General features: G+C 63.3%; 23 protein-coding genes. 6 read left to right on the forward strand and 17 right to left on the reverse strand.

Going from position 1 to position 22,824, the window contains the following annotated elements:
- Positions 1-5 precede the first annotated feature (5 nt).
- Both KTQ42_RS05015 and KTQ42_RS05020 read left to right on the forward strand, forming a co-directional pair.
- Positions 6-989, forward strand: coding sequence for a D-glycerate dehydrogenase (locus KTQ42_RS05015; RefSeq protein ID WP_217344508.1), 984 nt, complete (start codon positions 6-8; stop codon positions 987-989).
- Positions 990-991: 2 nt separating this feature from the next.
- Positions 992-1,270, forward strand: coding sequence for a polyhydroxyalkanoic acid system family protein (locus KTQ42_RS05020; RefSeq protein ID WP_217344509.1), 279 nt, complete (start codon positions 992-994; stop codon positions 1,268-1,270).
- Positions 1,271-1,326: 56 nt separating this feature from the next.
- On the opposite strand, the gene KTQ42_RS05025 is transcribed toward KTQ42_RS05020, so the two are convergent.
- The 3 genes from KTQ42_RS05025 to KTQ42_RS05035 all read right to left on the reverse strand — a co-directional run bounded on the left by KTQ42_RS05025 (position 1,327) and on the right by KTQ42_RS05035 (position 2,910).
- Positions 1,327-1,509 (reverse strand): hypothetical protein, encoded by a 183-nt coding sequence (locus KTQ42_RS05025; protein WP_249222644.1) that lies wholly within the window; start codon positions 1,507-1,509, stop codon positions 1,327-1,329.
- Positions 1,509-1,865, reverse strand: coding sequence for an FKBP-type peptidyl-prolyl cis-trans isomerase (locus KTQ42_RS05030; protein ID WP_217344510.1), 357 nt, complete (start codon positions 1,863-1,865; stop codon positions 1,509-1,511). Before KTQ42_RS05030 ends, KTQ42_RS05025 begins: the two co-directional genes overlap by 1 nt.
- 133 nt (positions 1,866-1,998) lie before the next feature.
- Positions 1,999-2,910 carry an alpha/beta fold hydrolase gene (locus KTQ42_RS05035; protein WP_217344511.1) on the reverse strand — a complete coding sequence of 304 codons (912 nt, stop codon included), beginning with the start codon at positions 2,908-2,910 and terminating at the stop codon, positions 1,999-2,001.
- 146 nt (positions 2,911-3,056) lie between these two features.
- Between KTQ42_RS05035 and KTQ42_RS05040 the strand changes: the two genes are divergently transcribed.
- Together KTQ42_RS05040 and KTQ42_RS05045 are read left to right on the forward strand one after the other, a co-directional pair.
- Entirely contained in the window at positions 3,057-3,887 is an 831-nt protein-coding gene (locus KTQ42_RS05040; RefSeq protein WP_217344512.1) for an EI24 domain-containing protein, read from the forward strand.
- A 54-nt stretch (positions 3,888-3,941) separates the two neighbouring features.
- Positions 3,942-4,742 carry a molybdopterin-binding protein gene (locus KTQ42_RS05045; RefSeq protein WP_217344513.1) on the forward strand — a complete coding sequence of 267 codons (801 nt, stop codon included), beginning with the start codon at positions 3,942-3,944 and terminating at the stop codon, positions 4,740-4,742.
- Here KTQ42_RS05045 and ureG read toward each other — a convergent pair whose 3' ends face one another.
- The 12 genes from ureG to urtA form a co-directional block, all read right to left on the reverse strand.
- Entirely contained in the window at positions 4,743-5,372 is a 630-nt protein-coding gene (gene ureG / locus KTQ42_RS05050; protein WP_217344514.1) for an urease accessory protein UreG, read from the reverse strand.
- Positions 5,373-5,413: 41 nt separating this feature from the next.
- Complete coding sequence (locus KTQ42_RS05055) at positions 5,414-6,094, reverse strand: urease accessory protein UreF (RefSeq protein WP_217344515.1); 681 nt, start codon at positions 6,092-6,094, stop codon at positions 5,414-5,416.
- 4 nt (positions 6,095-6,098) lie between these two features.
- Complete coding sequence (gene ureE, locus KTQ42_RS05060; RefSeq protein WP_217344516.1) at positions 6,099-6,614, reverse strand: urease accessory protein UreE; 516 nt, start codon at positions 6,612-6,614, stop codon at positions 6,099-6,101.
- Positions 6,615-7,874: 1,260 nt separating this feature from the next.
- Positions 7,875-9,575 carry an urease subunit alpha gene (ureC, locus tag KTQ42_RS05065; RefSeq protein ID WP_217344517.1) on the reverse strand — a complete coding sequence of 567 codons (1,701 nt, stop codon included), beginning with the start codon at positions 9,573-9,575 and terminating at the stop codon, positions 7,875-7,877.
- A complete protein-coding gene (locus KTQ42_RS05070) occupies positions 9,572-9,880 on the reverse strand; it encodes an urease subunit beta (protein WP_217344518.1) in 309 nt (102 codons plus the stop codon). Before KTQ42_RS05070 ends, ureC begins: the two co-directional genes overlap by 4 nt.
- Before the next feature lie 8 nt (positions 9,881-9,888).
- Entirely contained in the window at positions 9,889-10,191 is a 303-nt protein-coding gene (locus KTQ42_RS05075) for an urease subunit gamma (RefSeq protein WP_194711290.1), read from the reverse strand.
- A gap of 34 nt (positions 10,192-10,225) precedes the next feature.
- Positions 10,226-11,083 (reverse strand): urease accessory protein UreD, encoded by an 858-nt coding sequence (locus KTQ42_RS05080; protein ID WP_217344519.1) that lies wholly within the window; start codon positions 11,081-11,083, stop codon positions 10,226-10,228.
- 8 nt (positions 11,084-11,091) lie between these two features.
- Complete coding sequence (gene urtE / locus KTQ42_RS05085; RefSeq protein WP_217346819.1) at positions 11,092-11,790, reverse strand: urea ABC transporter ATP-binding subunit UrtE; 699 nt, start codon at positions 11,788-11,790, stop codon at positions 11,092-11,094.
- Positions 11,791-11,798: 8 nt separating this feature from the next.
- Positions 11,799-12,641, reverse strand: a complete 843-nt coding sequence (gene urtD / locus KTQ42_RS05090; RefSeq protein WP_217344520.1) for an urea ABC transporter ATP-binding protein UrtD — start codon at positions 12,639-12,641, stop codon at positions 11,799-11,801.
- Positions 12,638-13,723 (reverse strand): urea ABC transporter permease subunit UrtC, encoded by a 1,086-nt coding sequence (gene urtC, locus KTQ42_RS05095; protein WP_217344521.1) that lies wholly within the window; start codon positions 13,721-13,723, stop codon positions 12,638-12,640. Before urtC ends, urtD begins: the two co-directional genes overlap by 4 nt.
- Positions 13,720-15,324, reverse strand: a complete 1,605-nt coding sequence (gene urtB, locus KTQ42_RS05100; protein ID WP_217344522.1) for an urea ABC transporter permease subunit UrtB — start codon at positions 15,322-15,324, stop codon at positions 13,720-13,722. The genes urtC and urtB overlap by 4 nt, the downstream gene beginning before the upstream one ends.
- A gap of 107 nt (positions 15,325-15,431) precedes the next feature.
- Entirely contained in the window at positions 15,432-16,685 is a 1,254-nt protein-coding gene (urtA, locus tag KTQ42_RS05105; RefSeq protein WP_217344523.1) for an urea ABC transporter substrate-binding protein, read from the reverse strand.
- Positions 16,686-16,990: 305 nt separating this feature from the next.
- On the opposite strand from urtA, the gene KTQ42_RS05110 reads away from it, so the two are divergent.
- Both KTQ42_RS05110 and KTQ42_RS05115 read left to right on the forward strand, forming a co-directional pair.
- Entirely contained in the window at positions 16,991-19,588 is a 2,598-nt protein-coding gene (locus KTQ42_RS05110) for a DUF349 domain-containing protein (RefSeq protein WP_217344524.1), read from the forward strand.
- 259 nt (positions 19,589-19,847) lie between these two features.
- A complete protein-coding gene (locus KTQ42_RS05115; protein ID WP_217344525.1) occupies positions 19,848-20,873 on the forward strand; it encodes an IS30 family transposase in 1,026 nt (341 codons plus the stop codon).
- Positions 20,874-21,140: 267 nt separating this feature from the next.
- Here KTQ42_RS05115 and KTQ42_RS05120 read toward each other — a convergent pair whose 3' ends face one another.
- Positions 21,141-21,431 carry a hypothetical protein gene (locus tag KTQ42_RS05120; RefSeq protein ID WP_217344526.1) on the reverse strand — a complete coding sequence of 97 codons (291 nt, stop codon included), beginning with the start codon at positions 21,429-21,431 and terminating at the stop codon, positions 21,141-21,143.
- A 217-nt stretch (positions 21,432-21,648) separates the two neighbouring features.
- Positions 21,649-22,752: an ABC transporter ATP-binding protein gene (locus KTQ42_RS05125; RefSeq protein ID WP_217344527.1), complete on the reverse strand. Its 1,104-nt coding sequence runs from the start codon at positions 22,750-22,752 to the stop codon at positions 21,649-21,651.
- Positions 22,753-22,824: the final 72 nt, after the last annotated feature.

Here is a 22,824-nt window from a genome sequence, read left to right on the forward strand (position 1 = left end):
GCACCATGAAACCCAGCATACTCGTCGCACGCGCTGTCTTCCCCGAGGTAATCGAACGGCTGCGCCAGCACTTCGATGTGGAGGACAACCAGGAAGACAAGGTCTACACATCCGAAGAGCTGGCTTCCCGGCTGCAGGGGAAGGACGGCATGTTCTCCACGCTGAGCGAAAGGGTCGACCAGGCGCTGCTGGCTTCCTGCCCGCAACTGAAGGCGGTCTGCAACATGGCGGTGGGCTACAACAACATCGATGTCGACGCCGCCAGCCGCGCCGGCGTGATCGTGACCAACACGCCCGACGTTCTCAATGAAACCACGGCCGATTTCGGCTGGGCGCTGCTGATGGCCGCTGCCCGCCGCATCACGGAAGCCGAACAGTGGCTGCGCGCCGGCCAATGGCAGAAGTGGCGTTATGACAGCTTTGTCGGCGCCGACCTGCATGGCGCCACCCTGGGCATCATCGGGATGGGACGCATAGGCCAGGCGATTGCACGCCGCTCGACCGGCTTTGGCATGCAGGTTATCTACCACAACCGCTCGCGCCTGGCGCCGGAACTGGAGGCGCAGGCCAACAATGCGCGGCATGTCAGCCGCGAGGAACTGCTGCGCCAGGCCGACCATGTGGTGCTGGTGCTGCCTTACAGCCCGGCGCTGCATCACACCATCGGCGAGGCCGAAATCGCGCTGATGAAGCCGACGGCCGTGCTGGTCAATATTGCGCGTGGCGGCATCGTCGACGATGGCGCGCTGATACGGGCGCTGCGCGAGCGCCGCATTGCCGCGGCCGGGCTGGATGTGTACGAGAACGAGCCGGCACTCAACCCGGATTTTCTGACACTGAGCAATGTGGTGCTCACGCCGCATATCGCCAGCGCATCGGTGGCGACCCGTCTGGCCATGGCCAACTGCGCCGCTGCCAACCTGATCGCCGCGCTCACCGGCGCCGCGCCACCCAATCAATTGAATCCCGAAGCCACGAAAGGAAAATGACCATGGCGGATATCAGCATCGTCCAGGCCCACAACATGCCACCTGAGCAAGCCCGTGCAGCCGCGCAGGAGGTGGCCGACAAGATGGCAGCGGACTTTGGCATGGAATGCCGTTGGGATGGGCCGGTGCTGCGTTTCGAACGCAGCGGCGTAGACGGCACCCTGGTGGTGAACGACAGGGATGCCCAGCTCGACATCACGCTGGGACTGATGATGAAAGCCTTCGCGCCCATGGTTCAGGAAAAGCTGGCGCGCAAGATGCAGAAGGTTTTCGGCGCCTGAAACGACGCGGCGCCGGCTGCGGATGCAGGCCGGCGCCGCGATGAGGCTGGTCGGCCTTAAAAGGCGGCGCCAGCCACCGTGCCGACTGCGCTCGCTGCCGCGCTGCCCACACCAATGCCGACATTGACCGCGGTGCCGGCCACCGATACTGCGGCAGCGCCGACCGATGCCGTGGTCGATATCACGCTGCAACCGGAAAGCAGCAGCGCACAAGCCATGAGGGCGACGAGGCGGGACATCAGACCCCCAGCAGTTCGACTTCGAAGATCAGGGTGGCATTGGGCGGAATCACGCCGCCCGCGCCGCGCGCGCCGTAACCGAGTGCCGCCGGGATGATCAGCTTGCGCACGCCGCCAACCTTCATGCCCTGCACGCCCTGGTCCCAGCCCTTGATGACGTTGCCAGCGCCCAGCGGAAACTGGAAGGGATCGTTGCGGTCCTTGCTGGAATCGAATTTCTTGCCGGCGCTGCCATCGGCATTCTGCAGCCAGCCGGTGTAGTGAACGGTAACGTACTGGCCCGCGGTGGCTTCCGCGCCGGTGCCGACCTGGATATCTTCGTATTGCAGCCCGGAAGCTGTCATGACTGTGGACATGGATATACCTTTGCTGTCAGGGATAAAAGGGGGTGCGGGATTGTAGCAGGGCCGGGAAGCGGGCGGGGCTGAAACACCGGGCAGGCTCCGCCCCGCATCGCCATGGCCAGCATGCCAGCATGCGCAAGGCAGTCTAGGCCGGCGCCGGATTCAGGCCAAACAGTTCCCTGAAGGCGCGCCGGTAGGCCGACTCGCCAATGCGCATGCTGTTGTTGTGGGTGCCGCCTTCCACCAGCAGCAGCTTCTTCCGTTGCGGAGCCGCCGCATACAGCTTTTCGCTGAAGTGGGACGGCACGTAGCGGTCGCTGGTGCCATGCACGATCAGCACCGGCATGCCGACGTGGGCGATCTTGTCGACCGCATCGAATTTCTGCGACAGCAGCAGTTGCAGCGGCAGCCAGGGATAGCTGAGCGACTTGGCGATATCGGCCAGCGTGGTGAATGTCGACTCAACGATCAGGCCGCGCGCCTGCTGCTGCGGGCCCGGTTGCGACGCAAGATCGATGGCGATGGCGCCACCCAGCGAATGACCATAGATCAGCCGCTTCTTCGGGTCCGGCTGCAATGTCGTCAGGTATTGCCACGCGAGCCGCGCATCCTCGTACACGGTTTCTTCCGATGGCAGTTCGCCGCTGCTCTTGCCAAAGCCCCGGTAATCGATGGCAAGGACTGAAAAGCCGAAATCATGCAGCTGTTCGATGCGAAACAGCTGGCCGGTGAGGTTCCACCGCGCGCCATGCAGGTAAAGCACCGCCGGCGCGCCTGGCCTGGCCGCCGGCCACCACCAGGCATTGATATGCTCGTCGCTCCCGCGCTTACCGCCGGTTGCCACGGGCAGATTCATTTCCACCACGCCGTCCGGCATGCCGGCATACCAGCTGGCCGTGCCGGGCACGATGCGAAACAGCAGTTCGCGTTCCTTCTGTACCAGCTGGCCACAACCAGCGAATGCCAGCGGCACGCACAGGGCCAGGGTGGCAAGGAGCCGGCTGCGACGACGCAGCAGGCTGACAAGAAATTCCGGAAAGCGTTGTGGGGAAGGCATGCGGGCTGGCCAGGCGGAAGATGAGCAGGACGGACATTCTGTGTTGCGCCTGTTCAGACAGCGCCGGCAGGAAATCGTTCCGCGGAACATCATTGCCGCCACGGTTAGAATGTTGATCCGATTCCGCTGATCCGTGAGCCGCGCCCATGCATCTTGTCGTCAAGACCTTTGGCCGTGCTGTGCTGTCGCAACTGCATCTGCGCATGCTGCTGCTGACGGTGCTGCCCTTCGTGCTTTCCCTGCTTCTGTGGGGGCTGGCCCTCTGGCTGGGCCTGCAGCCCATGATGGACTGGCTCGGCGCCTACTTTGCCGACAGCAGCTGGTACCAGGCGATCCGCTCGGCCCTGGACTGGATGGGTTTGAGCTCGCTCAGGAGCTTCCTGGTGCCGCTGATTGCCATGTGGCTGCTGCTGCCACTGATGATACTGACGGCGCTTCTGTTTGTCGGCGGCGTGGCGATGCCCGCCATTGCCACGCATGTGTCGACGCGCTGGTATCCGGGGCTGGAACGGCGCCATGGGGGTTCCGTCGTTGGCAGCCTGGCGGTATCGCTGGGCAGCTTCGTGGTGTTCGCCTGCCTGTGGCTGTTGACGCTGCCGCTCAACGCGGTGCCGCCGCTGGCGCTGCTGGTGCAGCCGCTGCTATGGGGATGGCTGACCTACCGCGTGATGGCCTACGATGCGCTGGCCGACCACGCCAGCCGCGAGGAGCGGCGCATGCTGATGCGCCAGCACCGCTGGCCGCTGCTGGCAATCGGCGTTGCCGTCGGCGCCATGGGCGCCGCCCCCACCATGCTCTGGCTGGGCGGCGCGCTATTCCTGGTGCTGTTGCCGCTGATGGCCGGCGTGGCGATCTGGGTCTATGTGCTGGTCTTCGTCTTCTCGGGACTCTGGTTCCAGCATTACCTGCTGGCGGCGCTGGAAGAGATGCGGCGCGACAGCATGCAGCCAGACAGGACGCTGCCAGCTGCGACATAATGCGGTTCCTGCATCTTCCTTCATCCTTTACCTCTAACAACATACGGACAACACATGGCTATCGGTCTGATCATCATCGGCGATGAAATCCTCTCGGGCAAACGCGTCGACAAGCATTTTTCCAAGGCGATCGAGCTGCTGTCGGCGCGCGGCATGCAACTGGGCTGGGCCGACTACGTGGGCGACGATCCGGCCCGCATCACCGCCACCCTCAAGCGCACCCTGGCCGGCGACGACATCGTGTTTTCCTTCGGCGGCATCGGCGCCACGCCAGACGACCATACCCGCCAGTGCGCTGCCGCGGCCTTGGGCGTGCCGGTCGTGCTGCATCCGGAAGCCAAGGCATTGATCGAGCAGCGCATCGTCGAAATGGCGGCTGCCGCGGGCCAGGACCCGCGCCTGGAAGCGCCGGAGAACCAGCATCGGTTGAAGATGGGCGAGTTTCCGCAGGGCGCAACCATCATCCCTAATCCCTACAACAAGATTCCCGGATTCTCGGTGAAGAATGCCGGCGCCGGCGGGCATCACTTCGTGCCGGGCTTTCCGGTGATGGCGCATCCGATGATGGAGTGGGTGCTCGACACGCTCTATCCCCATCTGTTCCACCAGGTGGCCTGGCAGGAAAAGTCGGTGTATGTGTACGACTCGATGGAATCGACCCTGACGCCGCTGATGGAAGCGGTGGAGACGGCCTATCCGCTGGTCAAGGTGTTCAGCCTGCCCAGCGTCGGCGACGCCCAGACCCGGCGCCATATCGAACTCGGCGTCAAGGGCGACCCGACCCAGGTCGACAAGGCCTATGAGCAGCTGCTGGCCGGCCTGGATGGCTTCCAGGCCGAGTACAAGCCGGTCTGATCAGGCCGGGCGGGCGGCGTCCAGCAGGCCCTGCCTGCGGATGAAAGCCACTACTTCCTCGACCCCGTCGCCGCTGCGCAGATTGGTGAACAGGAAAGGCCGCTCGCCACGCATGCGTTTCGCATCTTGCGCCATGATGTCGAGATTGGCGCCGACATGCGGGGCAAGGTCGGTCTTGTTGATGATCAGCAGATCGGAACGGGTAATGCCGGGACCGCCCTTCCGGGGAATTTTTTCACCGCCAGCGACATCGATCACGTAGATCGTCAGGTCCGACAATTCGGGGCTGAAGGTGGCCGCCAGGTTGTCGCCGCCGGACTCGACCAGGATCAGGTCGAGGTCGGGAAAGTCGGCGCTCATGCGGGCGATGGCTTCGAGGTTGATCGATGCATCCTCGCGGATCGCGGTGTGCGGGCAGCCGCCGGTCTCCACGCCCATCAGGCGTTCCGCCGGTAGCGCCTCGGCCCGCATCAGAATCTCCATGTCTTCCTTGGTATAGATGTCGTTGGTGATGACGGCCATGTCGTAGTGGTCGCGCATGCGCTTGCACAGCATTTCGCACAGCGCCGTCTTGCCGGAACCGACCGGGCCGCCGATGCCGACGCGCAGGGGATTGGATGGGGTAGTCATTGTTTGCTCCTGTTGATTCGTGTTCAGTTGGTTGTCTTGATTCAGGACCGGTACAGCCGGCTATATTGCACCTCATGCCGCATCGACAGCAGCGACAGGCCCGGCGCCCAGTTGGATAGGTCTTCGTCACGCAGGCTTTGCGCGGTGAGGGCCGCGGTTTCGATCTCGGGCCGCAGCGACAGCAGCAGACGCTGACCGGCGACCTGGCCCAGCGGCACCGACTTCACGCAGACCAGCACCTGGTTTTCCGCCCATGAGAACAGCATGCCGAGCAGCGCCGCGTCGTGCGGCACGTCCAGGGCGACCGCTGCATAGGCCATGGCAGTGGGCAGCGGCACTTCCGCCTGGGCTTGCAGCAGCGCCAGCAGTTCCGGCCGCGGCAGCTTCAGCTCAGCCACCAGCTTGCCCATCGAATAGCCCATCTGCACGGTTTCGGCCCGGAACTCGGCGGTGTCGCGGGCGGCGAGGAAGCGTTCGGTCCAGTCCGCGACCTTTTCCGCGTCCAACGCTTCGAATGCCTGCATCAGGCGCCACAGCACAGGCCCTTCGAAGCGCGCGATGACCTGGTGCAGCGCCTGGACGATCCAGTCCCTGGCGCTACTTTCGTCGCTGACCTGGCCGCTTTCCAGCGCCGCTTCCAGCCCCTGCGAATAGCTGTAGGCGCCGATCGGCAGCGAGGGGCTGGCCAGTTGCAGCAGGTGAAGCAGTGCGCTGGCATTCATTGGATCAGGCCTTGTCGGTGGGGCGGTGGATGCGCTGACGCAGCGGGATCGGCGCCAGCGGATGATGGCCGCCATCGTCGCCATGGTGGTGGCCATGGCCGCCGCCGTAGGCGCCGGATTCCGGTTCGAAGGGTGCGTCTTCGGCGGTAACCGTGGCGCCCAGGCCTTCCAGCATTTCCTTGAGTACCCTGTCCTGGCGTATGCGCAGGAAGCCGTCGCCTACCTGGGCCTGGGTATGGCGGTTGCCGAGGTGGAAGGCGCAGCGCAGCAGGTCGCGCGGGGTCGGGCAGTCGACGCGATAGGTGGCTTCGGCGGCGGCGACGATACGCACCACGCGGCCGTCGTCGCCGCGCAGCAGATCGCCATCGCGCAGCACGGTGCCGCGTGCGGTGAAGATGGCGACATCCTCGCCGGAGGCGAGGGTGGCGCACAGGCGGCTTTTCTCGCGCAGTTCGTAGGGGAGGGTGAGGTCGCCGGCGATCTGGTCGGCCTGGTTGATGCGGGTGTGCAGGGTTAGCATGGGATGGGGGTGTTCAGGGTTTGGTGTGGGAGGTGATGTAGAGCTGGATGATTGTCGTTTTCGTGAAAGTGCTTTTTGAAGAAATATTGGCTATCTAAGATCTCTGATGTAATCACAGTGCAGTAGCAGTAGCAGTAGCAGTAGCAGTAGCAGTAGCAGTAGCAGTAGCAGTTACGCGTAGCGACAGTTGCCGTTGTTTTTGAAGTTGTCTTTGAAGTTGTCTTTGAAGTTGCCTTTGAAGTTGCCTTTGCAGTGAAGCCCCGTTGAGCGCGCCGTGTCAGCGGCACCCGGAGCGGGAAAAGGTGCGGCGTCTGTTTGAGCGCAGCGCAGCGTAGCGAGTTTAGCCGCGCCCCGCTCCGGGTGCCGCTGATACGGGAACCCCGCGCAGCGGGGCGCGATCACCGGGTCGCCTTTTTTTGGTTACTTTTTTTGGCGAAGCAAAAAAAGTGACCCGGCCGCCGGGACGGACTCCCGGCTTGTCTCCACGGTAGTGCAGCCGCATTGCGTCACCCGGCAAGGCACGGGCAGCACTGCCGGTGTTGTCTTTGACCTTCGTTGTTACGATACGAACTGCAAGTTCAAAAGCAACTGCTGCTTCGCAGTGACGTCTTCACGCCGGGTGAAACAAGCCGACTGCACTGTCGTCATGACCAGGCCGGGTGTTCGCCCCGGCAGGCGACCTACTTCTTTTGCTTCGCCAAAAGAAGTAGGCAAGAAAAGGCGACCCGGTGATCGCGCCCCGCTGCGCGGGGTCCCCGTGCCGTCGACGCCTGAAGCGGGGCGCGGCTAAACTCGCTACGCTACGCTGCGCTCAGACAGACGCCGCACCTTTTCCGCTTCAGCCATCGCCGTCACGGCGCGCTCAACGGGACTTTACCTGCCACGTCAAAAACAACGGCAACTACAACGGCAACGGCAACGGCAACGGCCGCTGCGCGTAACTGCAACTGTCGCTGCGCGTAACTGCAACTGCCGCTATGCGTCACTACAAGTGCATTCGTAGGGTGCAATACCCGAAGGGCATTGCACGATCGGTCGATCAAGGAAGCCGGCCGATCATGCCATCCCGGACTGCGAACCGCCGTGCAATGCCCCTTTGGGGTATTGCACCCTACGAATGTTGCAGATTATCCAGCTCAGGTATGGCTGCCACGGCACGTTCAGATTGCTTAAATACAACGGCAATCGTCTGTAAGCCTCCTTCAAAAGCCGCCGCAGCCATCATCCATCGTACGAGACAAAAATGCCGCTTTCTCCAAGCTAGAAAAGGAAATACCGCTGCGCCATCGGCAACACCTTCGCCGGCTCGCAAACCAGCAGCTCTCCATCCGCCCTGACTTCATACGTCTCGGCATCCACCTCCATCCGTGGCGTCGCGCCGTTGTGGATCATGTCGCGCTTGCGCAGTCCGCGCATGTTCTTCACCGCCACCACCGTCTTCTGCAAGCCCAGCGCCTGCCCGATGCCGGCATCGAAAGCAGCCTGCGAGACAAAGGTCATCGAGGTCTTCAGCGCGCGGCCATAGGCGCCAAACATGTGGCGGTAATGCACCGGCTGAGGCGTGGGGATCGAGGCATTCGGGTCGCCCATCTGGGCTGCGGCGATCATGCCGCTCTTCAGGATCATCGACGGCTTGACGCCGAAGAAGGCTGGCTTCCAGAGCACCAGGTCGGCAACCTTGCCCACCTCGATCGACCCCACCACATGCGAGATGCCATGCGTGATCGCCGGGTTGATGGTGTACTTGGCGATATAGCGCCTGCAGCGGAAGTTGTCATGCCGGCTGCTGTCTTCCGGCAGCGCGCCGCGCTGCGCCTTCATCTTGTCCGCCGTCTGCCAGGTCCGCATGATCACCTCGCCAACCCGACCCATGGCCTGCGAGTCGGACGACATCATCGAGATCGCGCCGATGTCATGCAGGATGTCTTCGGCCGCGATGGTCTCGCGCCGGATCCGCGATTCGGCAAAGGCGATGTCCTCGGCAATGGCCGAATCCAGATGATGGCAGACCATCAGCATGTCCAGATGCTCGTCCAGGGTGTTGACCGTGTAGGGGCGGGTCGGGTTGGTCGAGGAGGGCAGCACATTGGACTCGCCCACCGCGGCAATGATGTCCGGCGCATGGCCGCCGCCGGCGCCTTCGGTGTGGAAGGTGTGGATGGTGCGGTCCTTGAAGGCGGCCAGCGTGTGCTCCAGGAAGCCACCTTCATTGAGGGTGTCGGAGTGCAGCGCAACCTGGACGTCCATCTCTTCCGCCACCGACAGGCAGCTGTCAATCGCGGCCGGTGTGCTGCCCCAATCTTCGTGCAGCTTCAGGCCAATCGCGCCGGCCTCGATCTGCTCTCGCAGCGGGCCTGGCAAACTGACGTTACCTTTGCCCAGCAGGCCGATATTCATCGGGAAGGCATCGGTGGCCGACAGCATCGAATGGATGTGCCAGGGGCCGGGTGTGCAGGTGGTGGCGGCGGTGCCGACCGCCGGGCCGGTGCCGCCGCCCAGCATGGTCGTCACGCCCGACATCAGCGCCTCCTCGATCTGCTGCGGGCAGATGAAGTGGATGTGGCTGTCGATGCCGCCGGCGGTCACGATCATGCCTTCGCCGGCAATGATCTCGGTGGCGCCGCCGATGGCCATGGTGACGCCCGGCTGGATGTCCGGATTGCCGGCCTTGCCGATGGCGGCGATGCGGCCTTCCTTCAGGCCGATGTCAGCCTTGACGATGCCCCAGTGGTCGAGAATGACCGCATTGGTGATCACGGTGTCCATTACATCGGCATGGCCGCGCTGCGACTGCCCCATGCCGTCGCGGATCACCTTGCCGCCGCCGAACTTCACTTCCTCGCCGTACAGGGCATAGTCCTTCTCGATCTCGATGAAGAGGCCGGTGTCGGCCAGGCGGATGCGGTCGCCGGTGGTGGGGCCGTACATTTCCGCATAGGCCGCGCGCGTGATTCTCGTCATTTCAGTTTCCCCATCACTTTTCCGTTGAAGCCATACACGATGCGGTCGCCGGCCAGTGCCACCAGTTCCACCGTGCGCTCCTGGCCCGGCTCGAAGCGCACGGCGGTGCCGGCGGCAATGTTGAGTCGCATGCCGTAACCTGCGTCGCGCTCGAACACCAGCGCCGGGTTGACTTCATAAAAGTGAAAATGGGAGCCGACCTGCACCGGCCTGTCACCGCTGTTGGCCACGGTGACGCTGGCAGTGGCGCGGCCGGGGTTGAGTTCGATCTCGCCTTCTTCGATCAGCATTTCGCCTGGAATCATGGCCTCTCCTAAGGAATCGGATGATGCACGGTCACCAGCTTGGTGCCGTCGGGGAAGGTCGCTTCGACCTGGATGTCCGGGATCATTTCCGGAATGCCGTCCATCACGTCATCGCGGCTCAGTATCTTCGTGCCTTCGGACATCAGCTCGGCCACGGTGCGGCCGTCGCGCGCACCTTCCATGATGGCGGCGGTGATCAGCGCGACGGCTTCCGGATAGTTCAGCTTCAGGCCGCGTGCGCGGCGGCGTTCCGCCAGCAGCGCCGCCGTGAAGATCAGCAGCTTGTCTTTTTCCCGTGGGGTCAGTTCCATTGTTTTTCCTTGGATGTTCCTGGAGTTGAAGCAGTCATGTCTGCCATATCCTTGGCGTGATGGCGTCGCGGTCCAGCAGCACCGGCCGCAGCAGGCGCCAGGCCCTGTGCATCAGCCGGCGCGCTTCCTGGCTGGAGTCGCCGATGTAGCGCGCCACTAGCACCGACTTCATTTGCGTCACGCCAAAGCGGTCGCTGGCTTCCTCGCGCAGAGCCTGCAGGCAGGCTGCGCTGGCAGGCCGGCCCACCGCCAGCAGCGTGGCGCAGACGGTTCGGCCCTGCAGGCCGAGCGGACCGGCAAAACCGTCGTCGCCGCCGACCAGCGCGCCCTGTTCAAACCATACCAGCCTGCCGCCGCGCCGCACCTGCAGGCGCTGGGACACGCGGCCATGGTCGAAGGATTCGCCGGACGCGGTGCGGCCGAAGCAGAGGATGTCGCTGGTGATGAAGCTGGCATCGGCGGCCAGCTCGATGGCGGTGTCGAGCGCCACGTCGGCGCCGTTGTAGAAGATGGTTTCCTGCGGCAGCCATTCCAGCGACCCGCCGGCGCCAACACGCAGCGCAAGGTCCTGGCGCGATACATGGCCATTGGCCCGGTACCATTTGGCCGCGCCGGGCGTGGTGACCAGGGCATGCGCGCTGTCGCCAACCGTGCAGTGGATCGCAAGCTGGTCGCCGCCAACCACGCCGCCCGGAGGATGCACGACGATCGCATGGCAGACCGACGGCTGCTCCGGATACAGCGGCTTTTGTACGCGCAGCGGGCCGACATGGCTGCGTTGAATCAGGCGGGTCGTGCCGCGGTCATTGGCGAATCCGAGTGACAGCCTGGCATGCCAGTGCTGTCGATTCGCGGCAGTGTCGGTCGGGGGATGGGGCTCCAGCAATCTCATGGGCCGCACTATACCGCGAGGTGACGCTTCACGTCCTCTCCCTGCATCAGTTCCTGCACGCCGGATGCCACCACCTCGCCGCGCGACAGCACCACGAACTTGTCGGCCAGCGCGTGGGCAAAGTCAAAGTACTGCTCGCACAGCAGGATGCCCATGTCGCCGCGCTCTCGCAGCAGGCGGATCACGCGCTCGATGTCCTTGATGATGGAAGGCTGTATGCCTTCGGTCGGCTCGTCGAAGATGATCAGCTTCGGCTCGGCCAGCAGCGCCCTGGCAATGGCCAGTTGCTGCTGCTGGCCGCCGGACAGGTCGCCGCCGCGCCGGCCCAGCATGTCCTTCAGTACCGGGAACAGTTCATAGACCTCGCCCTTGATGCTCGCGGCGCTCCGGGCCGGCAGGGTGGCCATGCCCATCAGCAGGTTCTCCTCCACGGTAAGCCGCGCAAAGATCTCGCGGCCCTGCGGCACATAGGCGATGCCCAGCCGGGCGCGTTCATGGGGTTTCAGCCGCGTGATGTCGCAACCGTTGAAGACGACCTTGCCGCTTGCGGCGGGCAGCACGCCCATCAGGCACTTGAGCAGTGTGGTCTTGCCGACGCCGTTGCGGCCCAGGAGGGCAACGCACTGGCCCTTTTCCACCGTCAACGATACGCCGCGCAGCGTGTGCGCCGCGCCGTAATACTGATTCAGCTTTTCAACCTGGAGCAGGCTCATGGTCATCTTCCCAAATACACTTCAATCACCCGCTCGTCCGACTGCACCTGCTGCATCGTGCCCTGGGCCAGCACCGAACCTTCATGCAGCACCGTGACCCGGCCCTGCTGCGCGATCTCGGTGACGAAGGCCATGTCATGCTCGACCACCATGATGGAATGCTTGCCGCGCAATTCATTGAGCAGTTCGGCGGTGCGCTCGGTCTCGGCATCCGACATGCCGGCCACCGGCTCGTCGAGCAGCAGCAGCTGCGGTTCCTGCATCAGCAGCATGCCGATTTCCAGCCACTGCTTCTGGCCATGCGACAGCAGGCCGGCTGGGCGGTGCTCCTGGCCGGTCAGGCGGATCAGCTTCAGGATCTCGTCGATCTTGCCTTTCTGTTCGGAGTTGAGGCGGGAGAACAGGGTCTGCTTGACCCGCTTGTTCATCTTCATCGCCAGTTCAAGGTTCTCGAACACGGTGTGCTGCTCGAATACCGTGGGGCGCTGGAACTTGCGGCCGATGCCGGCATGCGCGATGTCGTACTCGGTCATGCGGGTGAGGTCGATGGTCTGGCCGAACCAGGCACTGCCGGACGTCGGCCGGGTCTTGCCGGTGATGACATCCATCATGGTGGTCTTGCCGGCGCCGTTGGGGCCGATGATGCAGCGCAGCTCGCCCACCGAGATGTCGAGGTTGAGCTTGTTCAGGGCGCGGAAGCCGTCGAACGAGACCGTGATGTCTTCCAGGTAGAGGATGGCGCCATGGCTGGTGTCGACGCCTTCGCCCTTGACCTTGCCATAGGCGGTGGCGGCCTCGCCGGGCTCGGCCTGGTATTGATGGCCGGGTTTCAGTACTTCGCTCATGCAGCCTCCTTTTGCCGGCGCAGCTTGCCGGCCAGTCCCAATATGCCCTGGGGCATGAACAGCGTAACCAGGATGAACAGCAGGCCCAGCGCATAGAGCCACAGGTCGGGGAAGGCGCCGGTGAACCAGCTCTTTAGGCCATTGACCGAGAAGGCGCCGATGATGGGCCCGAGCAGGGTGCCGCGGCCGCCAACGGCCGCCCAGATCACCATCTCGATCGAATTCCCCGGCGACATTTCTGATGGGTTGATGATGCCCACCTGCGGCACATACAGCGCGCCGGCGATGCCGCACAGCACGGCCGACAGGGTCCAGACGAAGAGCTTGAACCACAAGGGGTTGTAGCCGATGAACATCAGGCGCGACTCCGAGTCGCGCACCGCCTGCAGCACCCGGCCCAGCTTGGAGCGCACGATCCAGCGGCACAGGATCAGCGCGCCGAGCAGCATGCCCAGCGTGATCAGGTAGAGCGCCGCCTTGGTCGACGGCGAGGTGATCGCATGGCCCAGGATGCGCTTGAAGTCGGTAAAGCCGTTGTTGCCGCCGAAGCCGGTGTTATTGCGGAAGAACAGCAGCATGAAGGCAAAGGTCATGGCCTGGGTGATGATGGAGAAATAAACCCCCTTGATGCGCGAGCGGAAGGCGAAGTAGCCGAACACGAAGGCCAGCACGCCCGGCACCGCCACCACCAGCAGCATGCTGTACCAGAAGTTGTCCGTCATCGACCAGAACCACGGATACGCCTTCCAGTCCAGGAACACCATGAAGTCGGGCAGGTTGCTCTGGTAGACGCCGTCGCGTCCGATGGCGCGCATCAGATACATGCCGTGGGCATAGCCGCCCAGCGCAAAGAACACGCCGTGGCCCAGCGACAGGATGCCGGTATAACCCCACACCAGGTCCAGCGCCAGCGCCGCCATGGCGTAGCACATGAATTTGCCGATCAACGCCACCATGTAGCTCGAAACATGCAGCGGATGCCCTGGCTCGAAGGACAGGTTGAGCACCGGCAGCAGGGCCAGCAGCAACGCGCAGGCCAGGATGCCGGCCCATGCCGGGCGGGAAAACAAGGTGGTCTTCATTCGACGCTCCTGCCTTTCAGTGCGAACAGCCCCTGCGGACGTTTCTGGATGAAGATGATGATGAATACCAGGATTGCGATCTTGGCCAGCACCGCGCCCGAGAACGGCTCCAGGAACTTGTTGATCTCGCCCAGGCCGAAGGCGGCTATCACGGTGCCGGCCAGCTGGCCGACGCCGCCCAGTACCACCACCATGAAGGAATCGACGATATAGCTCTGGCCGAGGTCGGGGCCGACATTGCCCAGTTGCGACAGCGCCACGCCGCCCAGGCCGGCAATGCCTGAGCCGAGGCCAAAGGTCATCATGTCGACCCGCCCGGTGGACACGCCAGTGCAGTCGGCCATGCGGCGGTTTTGCGTGACGGCGCGCACGAACAGGCCGAGCCGGGTCTTGTTCAGGATCAGCCAGACCGCGGCAACCACCGCCAGCGAGAAGAAGATGATCACGATGCGGTTCCAGGACAGCACCAGCGAACCCAGCACCGTGATGCCGCCGGACATCCATGACGGGTTGGCGACTTCCACGTTCTGCGCGCCGAACAGGCTGCGCACCGTCTGCATCAGGATCAGGCTGATGCCCCAGGTAGCCAGCAGGGTTTCCAGCGGCCGGCCGTAGAGCCAACGGATCACGGTGCGTTCCAGCACGATGCCTACCAGGGCCGAGGCGAGGAAGGCGACCGGCAGCGCCACCAGCAGGTAGGCGTCGAGCGCGCCGGGCAGGTATTTGCGGAAGAACAGCTGGCAGGCGTAAGTGGCATAGGCGCCAATCATCAGCAGCTCGCCATGGGCCATGTTGATGATGCCCATCAGGCCGAAGGTAATGGCCAGGCCCAGCGCAGCCAGCAGCAGCACGCTGCCCAGCGAGATGCCATAGAACAGATTGCCGACGATCTCGGTGTAGGCCAGCCGCCGTTCCAGCTTCTGCAGGGTGCCCACGGCGGCGATGCGCACGCTTTCATCGGGCTCGCTGTAGCTGCCGTCGGCGCCTTTCTCCAGCATCTGGCGCAATACCGGGCGCAGGCTCGCATTGCTGGTGTCGGACAGCGCGATCACCGCGGCGCGGCGCACCGTCGGCTCGGGCGACTGCAGGTTGGCAATGGCGGCAGCCATTTCCAGCAGCGGCTTGATCTCGGCGTCGGTTTCCTGCGCCAGTGCTTTCACGATCAGGGGCGCCTGGGCGGCGTCCGTGCCTTTTTGCAGCGCGCGGGCCGCGGCCAGGCGCTCGTTGCGGTCTTTCGAGAACAGCCGCAGGCCTGCCATCGCGCCTTCGACCGCGCCGCGCAGCCGGTTGTTCACGGTGATGCCGTCGATTCCGTCCGGCGCCGGCGCGCTGGCGCCGGTCGCCGGGTCCCAGGCCTGGTCGCCATCGACCACCAGCACGCGGCCTTCGGGCGTTGCATACAGGGTGTCGTTCTTCAGGGCGGACAGCACCTTGTATGCATCGTCATTGGCCAGCGCGGCAATCTGGCCGACCGCTTCGATCCGCGCGTCAGGATCGTCGCCAGCCAGCGGCGCCAGCAGCGCGGCATCGATCGCGGCATGTGCCAGCGCCGCCTGCAGGCACATCAGCAGCGCTGCCGTCAGTTTGTAAAGTAGGTTCATGTTTCTCATCCGGCGCCGCATGCATGGCGATGCATGCGGACAAAAAGAAGCCGGGGCGACGGCCTGCGGCCAGCCCCGGCATGCTTGCAGCTTCGTGGGGCAACGCCTTACAGCTTCTGCTTGTCCTCGTTGCCGGCGATGAACGGGCTCCACGGCTGGGCGCGGATCGGGCCCTTGGTCTTCCACACCACGCTGAACTGGCCATCTCCCTTGATCTCACCGATCATCACCGGCTTGTGCAGGTGGTGGTTGGTCTTGTCCATCGTCAGCTCATAGCCCGAAGGCGCCTTGAAGGTCTGGCCGGCCATGGCGGCGATCACCTTGTCGGTGTCGGTCGACTTGGCCTTCTCGACAGCCTGCTTCCACATGTGAATGCCGACATAGGTCGCTTCCATCGGGTCGTTGGTGACCACGGTGTCGGCATTCGGCAGCTTCTTGGCAACCGCATATTCCTTCCACTGCTTGATGAAGGCGGTGTTGACCGGGTTCTTCACCGACTGGAAGTAGTTCCAGGCAGCCAGGTGGCCGACCAGCGGCTTGGTGTCGACGCCGCGCAGTTCTTCCTCGCCCACCGAGAAGGCCACCACCGGCACGTCGGTTGCCTTCAGGCCGGCATTGCCCAGCTCCTTGTAGAAGGGCACGTTGGAATCGCCGTTGATGGTGGAGATCACCGCGGTCTTGCCGCCGGCGGAGAACTTCTTGATGTTGGCGACGATGGTCTGGTAGTCGGAATGGCCGAACGGGGTGTAGACCTCGTCGATGTCGCTGTCCTTGACGCCCTTGGATTTCAGGAAGGCGCGCAGGATCTTGTTGGTGGTGCGGGGGTAGACATAGTCGGTGCCCAGCAGCACGAAGCGCTTGGCGCCGCCGCCTTCCTTGGACATCAGGTATTCGGTCGCGGGGATGGCCTGTTGATTCGGCGCGGCGCCGGTGTAGAACACATTCTTCTCGAGTTCCTCGCCTTCATACTGCACCGGGTAGAACAACAGGCTGTTCAATTCCTTGAAGACCGGCAGCACCGACTTGCGCGACACCGAGGTCCAGCAGCCGAACACCACGGCGACCTTGTCCTGGCTCACCAGCTGGCGTGCCTTTTCGGCAAACAGCGGCCAGTTCGATGCCGGATCGACGATGACCGGCTCCAGCTTCTTGCCCATCACGCCGCCCTTGGCGTTGATTTCCTCGATGGTCATCAGCGCCACGTCCTTCAGCGATGTCTCGGAGATGGCCATGGTGCCGGACAGCGAATGCAGAATGCCGACCTTGATGGTATCGGCTGCCATTGCTTGCTGCATCCAGGACGACGCCATCAGCGCCAGTGCGCCGGCTGCGGTCGCCTTCAAGAGGGTGCGACGGGACATGGTTACTACTCCTAATTGGAAGAATTGATCGGAATGAATTGCGATGACTCGCAGTGACTTCCTTTAGCAGAATGCGTGCCAAGGTCGATTGCCTGTGTTGACGAGTCGTCATCAGCCTGGCGCCATGTTTTGGTGCGGCCACGGTCCGTCGTGGCGCTGTTTGAGCGCGCGCAAAGGCTTAAGCGCCATCGCGGTGCAAAACCGGCTATTTCATGAGGTGATCTGCATTGCAGTGGTGACCCAGGCACTTGGGGTGGCGGGTATTGCTATGATGTCGGTTTCCCCGAATTACGCGGCCCCTATCCATGTTTCGTTCCCTTATCCGGCGTGTTCTCAAGCGCGACACCCAGCCTGAACCCGTTGCCGTGCCCAGTATCCAGATAGACCGCGCCGAGCAGCAGCGCCTGAAGCGCCAGGCCTTGCTCGAGCAGGCCATCGCCGTGGCGCATGACGAAGCCGCTGCGGCCGCCTTCATCCTGCAATGCGACTATCCGGATGCACGCCGGCAGGCGGCCCAGCATTTGCACAGCCGGGTCCATCTGACGCAAGTGCTGCAGGCCGTGCGCAATACCGACCGGCGCGTGGCCAAGCTGATGCAGCAGCGCCTGGATGCGCTGGACCAGGCCGCGTCCCGCGAGGCGCAGGCGCTGCAGGCCATCGAGCAGGCCGAACGGCTGGTGGCGGCGCCGCAGCTGGTGGTCAGCCAGGTGACCGAACTCGATCATGCCTGGCGCAACGTGGGAGATGCGCCCGCAGCGCTGCGCGAACGCTTCGATGCCATCCGCGAGCGGCTGCGGGCGCGCCTGCAGGCGCAGACCGATCTGCAGCGCAGCCTGCTGGACGCGAATGCCGAACTCGCCGGCCTCGAGGCGGCCGTCGCCAGCGAGATGCCGGCCGACGCGCAGGAAACACTCGAGCGACTGCAAGCCACGGTAACAGGCTTGCTGCAATCGCCCGAGGCGAGCGCGCTGCCGGCAGCCCGCGTACAGGCTTTCAGTGATCAGGCCGCGCATGTGAAGGCGACCTTGGCCAAGCATGCCGAACGCGAGGCAGCCATCGCGGCCCGCACCGCGCTGATCGAGGAATGGGAGGCTCGGGCGCAACAGGACGCGGCACAGCTGGATGACGCGGCGCTGCGTCAGGCCTGGCAAGGCTTGCCGGCCATGCCTGACAGCGCGGCGCCGGAGCTGGCCGCACGCTATGCGGCGTTGCTGGCAACCATACGCCAGGCGCGCAATCCGGTCGCGGCTGAGCCGGTTCCGGCTGGCCCTGTGGTGCAAATGGAAGCGGTGGCCGATCCGGCCGAAGCCCGCCGTGCAATGGATGCCGCTCTCGGCGCGCTGGAAGCCGCGCTGGAAGAGGGCAGCCTGCAGGCGGCGTCGGAACAGGACAAGGCCTTGCGGGCCATGGACTTCAAGTCCATGCGTCCCGGCGAAGAGCGCATGGCGCGGCTGTCGCGCCTGCGCGCCGAACTGGCGCGGCTGCAGGGCTGGGCGCGTTGGGGCGGCAATGTGTCGCGCGAGGAGCTGATGAAGGCCGCGCAGGACCTGGCGGAGCAGGACATGCCGGTGGCGGAACGTGCCCAGAAGGTTGGCAGCCTGCGCGAGCGCTGGAAGTCGCTGGATGCATCGGCCGGTCCCGCCGGCAAGGACGCATGGCAGCGCTTCGACGCCGCCTGCACCGCTGCCTACGCGCCGGTGGCAGAGCATTTCCGCATGCTGGCCGAGGAGCGCCGGCAGAATCTTGAAAAGGCGCATGCGCTGACGGCCGATGTGGTTGCCTACGCAGAGAGCGCGGGCGTGGCGGGCGACCCGGAATCCGTGGACTGGAAGGCAGTATCGGCTGCCATTAGCCGTTACACCCAGGCCTGGCAGCGGCTGGGCACGATAGAGCGTCGTGAGCGCAAGGCGGCCGATGCCGATTTTGCCAAGGCACTGGACCTGCTGCGCAAGCCGCTGTCGGGCCGGCATCAGATTGAAGTAGCCCGGCGCGAGCAGTTGATTGCCGAGGTCGAGTCGCTAGATGCTGGCGCGCCGCGTGCCACCGATTCGCTGCGGGCCATCCAGGAACGCTGGCAGGACTACGCCCGCGGCCTGCCGCTGCCGCGCAATGAAGAGCAGGCGCTCTGGCAGCGCTTTCGTCAGGCCTGCGATGCGCTGTTTGCCGAGCGGCGCGAATCGGCCAAGACCGCCGACGCCGAACGCCAGCAACATCTGGAGCGCAAGGAGGCGCTGTGCGCCTCGCTGGAAGCGGCGGTTGATGCGCCGGTGCCGACGCTGTCGCAACTGCTGCGTGACAGCGCCGCGGCATGGAAGGAGATCGGGCCGGTGCCGCGGGCGGCGCAGCAGCAGATCGAGGCGCGTTATGAAGCCGCTGTGGTTGCGCTGCGCCAGCGGGCCGATGCGTCGAGGCAGGCGGCGTCCCAGGCGCAGGCCGAGCTGCTCAAGCGCAAATTTATGCTCTGCCGGCGCGCCGAGCAGGCGGTGATGGACGGCACCATGGATGAATCTCAGCGTCAGGCCATGCGCGAGGAGTGGGACGCCTTGCCAGCGCTTGGCGGCGGCAATGAACGAGCGATGGCAGCACGCTTTGCCGCAGCGCTGGAAGGCGGCGAGGCGTTACGTGCGATGCTGCAGCGAAACCGCGAGGCGGTGATGCAGGAAATCCTGCAGATGGAAATCCGGCTTGGCGTGGACAGCCCGGCTGCGCTGTCGCAGGAGCGGCTGAAGCAGCAGATCCAGGTATTGCAGGATGCGCTGCGGGCAGGGCAGCGGCAGGATCAGCCGCAGGCGCTGCTGATGCAGCTGTGCACGCATCCGGCCTTGCTTGACGACGAAGCGGCGGCGCGCATTCAACGTTTGATCATGCGCTGGCATGATGACGCCGAGCAGAATGCGGCTTAGTGTGCTGGTCTTAAGGTGGCATGCCGAAGACGAAGTGTGGCAGAAGACACTGATCCAGCGAGCTAAACGGTTTTGGCCCACGCACGGAAAGTCATCGGTTGTCAGTAAATCAAAATAGAAAAGGCTTGAATGTTTTGCTGAAAATTTTTTGGTTAATGAAATTAAAAAACTTTCTGAAAATCAGAAATGGGCTGCCAGAATTTAATAAAGGGGCGGCCTCAAATATGAAGTGCAACACCTTTTCTTGTAAGGTGTGCCCATGCAGAAACCGACCATTTACCAGCAGCTTCAGCCTGAGGACCGAATTACCATTGCCACGATGAGACAGCGCGGCTTCAGTGTGCGGGCTATTGCCCGTACTCTGGAACGAGCGCCATCGACTATTGCTCGCGAGGTGGCTCGCAACACCAGTGCCGGGCAGAGCTATGGTTCCCACCATGCGCAATTGCGGGCGGTCGCTTGCCGGCGCAATGCTCGTGGCAGAGGCAAACTGGATGGGCAAACCGTGTGCTGGGGCGTGGTACGCACCATGCTCGGCTGGAAGTGGTCGCCGCAACAGATATCGGCTACCCTCAAGCGGGTCTTTCCTCACCAACGCGAGTTCCACGTGTCCCACGAAACGATCTATACCGCTATCTATGCCCATGCCCGGGGCGAACTGCGCCGCGAACTTATCGCCTGCCTGCGTCATGGCCACAGCACGCGCCTGCCACGCAGTCGCGGCACCGATCGCCGGGGGCAGATCCCGGACATGGTTAGCATCCACGTGCGCCCGCCGGAAGTCGAGGACCGCATCATGCCGGGCCACTGGGAAGGCGACCTCATCAAGGGCGCTGGCAACCAGTCCGCAGTCGGGGTGCTCGTTGAGCGCACAAGCCGTCTGGTGCTGCTGGCGCGCATGGAAGATGCGACTGCGGCCTCGGCATTGGCGGCCTTCACGGCCAAGCTCAATGCCATCAGTGCACCGCTGCGCCAGAGCCTGACCTATGACCAGGGAAAGGAAATGACTCGCCATGCCGACTTGGCGGCCAATACTGGCGTGCGCGTCTACTTCTGCGACCCGCATAGTCCCTGGCAGCGCGGTACTTGCGAGAACACCAACGGCCTGTTGCGCCAGTATCTGCCCAAGGGAACGGATCTGTCGGTCTATAGCCAGGAACAGCTCGATGCCATTGCTGACAGCGTCAATACGCGGCCACGCGCAACGCATAACTGGCTCTCGCCATTACAGGTTTATGCCGCCGCCTTGGCGAGTGCCCATCAACCTGATACGTCAATTCATTAACAGCCGTTGCACTTCAGACTTGAAACCGCCAGGGAAATTGCGCCAGCCAGCTATTCTCGTGTTCCTTTCCTTCAGTTGATGTCGAGCGCGCAAAAATTCGTGTTATAAGGAATCAATTGCGAGAATGAAAGTGAAAATGGCGTTATCAAGCAAAAAAATTTTTCGAAACGGAAAAGAGAGTCGCGGAAAACTGGAAATGCGTTGCATTAAAGGCTGGATATTGAGATCCGCAGGTCAGATTTTAGGGGATGACCAGGAAAATTGTTTTCATTTTGCTTGTGGCCCCCAATTTGCGGGATCTTTTGCCTCAAAAATGAGCTTAAAACCCTGATTCATTATTGCGGAATATACTTCTCTCACAGCGATGCGAAAGTAAGGATTGTCATAATCGTTAATATCGTCTGGACGGATACAGATGACCTTATTTTTTTCGTCGACTGTGGGATACCACCCCTTCCCTCCAACTATGTCCTTCAATGCGTCGTCCTTGAATGCTGAGCTTGTTTCCAGGGTGGAATTCTCTCCATGTCTACCAAGTGCGATTTTTGTGTCGTTCATTTTAATTCCTCAATGGGATTGGATTATCGAAGTAATGCTGTGGGCGAATAAACCGCCAGGCACATAATCTAGGTGACGATACCCTTAAAAATATCCGTTTTTGCAACGACTTACCGCCACCCCAATTGCCGCGCGACAGAATGTGCAGCCTTTTCAAAGGCGAAAACACGATTGGGCGACGGGCTTTTAACGCGCCTCAGCAATGGTATGGGCCCAGCTAAGCCGCAGTATTGACTGGAAAAGTCACCACATGATCCGCTCCAAGGCGGATGCCGATCCTTTCCCCAATCGCATGATCATGATGCGAGGGCACTAATGCCAGCAACGTCTGTCCGCTCGGCAGCTTGAGGGTGTACAGAAACTCGGCGCCGCGAAACGCCTTGCGCACGACTTCGGCCCGCATCGGGCTAGCGTCGTCGTGGATTACGTCATCGGCGCGCAGCAGCACGTCGACCACCCTCGCATCGCGCTCTTCGGTGGCGCAGACATCCACTCCGCGCCATAGCGGCAGGCTGCCCAGCTCGATCCTGACGCGCTGGTTCTGCAGGTCCACCGTGCCTGGCGTGAACACGCCCTGGCCGATGAAGTCGGCAACGAAGCGGTCGGCCGGGCGGTGGTAGAGGTTGTAGGCGTTGTCCCATTGCACGATATGGCCGTCATGCATCACGCCGATCTGGTCGGCGATGGCGAAGGCTTCGTGCTGGTCATGGGTGACCAGCACGGCGGTGGTGCCGAGTTCCTTCAGGATGTCGCGCACTTCCAGCGCCAGGCGTTCCCGCAGGTCGACATCGAGGTTGGAAAACGGTTCGTCCAGCAGCAGCAGGTCGGGACGCGGCGCGAGAGCCCGCGCCAGCGCGATGCGCTGCTGCTGTCCGCCGGACAGTTCATGCGGATACTTCTCGGCCTGCGCGCCCAGGCCCACCAGCTCCAGCAGTTCGGCCACCCGGGCACGCCGCGCCGCCGCATCCAGGCGGCGCAGGCCGAAGCCGACATTGCCAGCCACTGTCAGGTGCGGGAACAGCGCGTAATCCTGGAACACCACGCCGACCTGACGGGTTTCCGGCGGCGCAGTCTGACCCTTGCGGCTGATCTCGCGCCCACCCAGTTCGATGCGCCCCGCAGTCACCGGCTCGAACCCGGCGATGGCGCGAAGCACGGTGGTCTTGCCGCACCCCGAGGGCCCGAGCAGGCAGGCAATGTCGCCACGGTTCAGCGAGAACGACAGGCCGTGCACGATCTCGTGGACTACACGGCCGGTCGGGTACGCGACATGGATGGATTCAACGCGGAGGTGCGCTTGTGCAGCGGTTCTGGAAGTCATGAAGCCGGTAAGGGAAAAGATGACGGTCAGTCAAGTTTAATGATTATAATTCTCATTTAGAACATCGTACAG

The organism is Noviherbaspirillum sp. L7-7A (assembly GCF_019052805.1).
Lineage (GTDB): Bacteria > Pseudomonadota > Gammaproteobacteria > Burkholderiales > Burkholderiaceae_D > Noviherbaspirillum_A.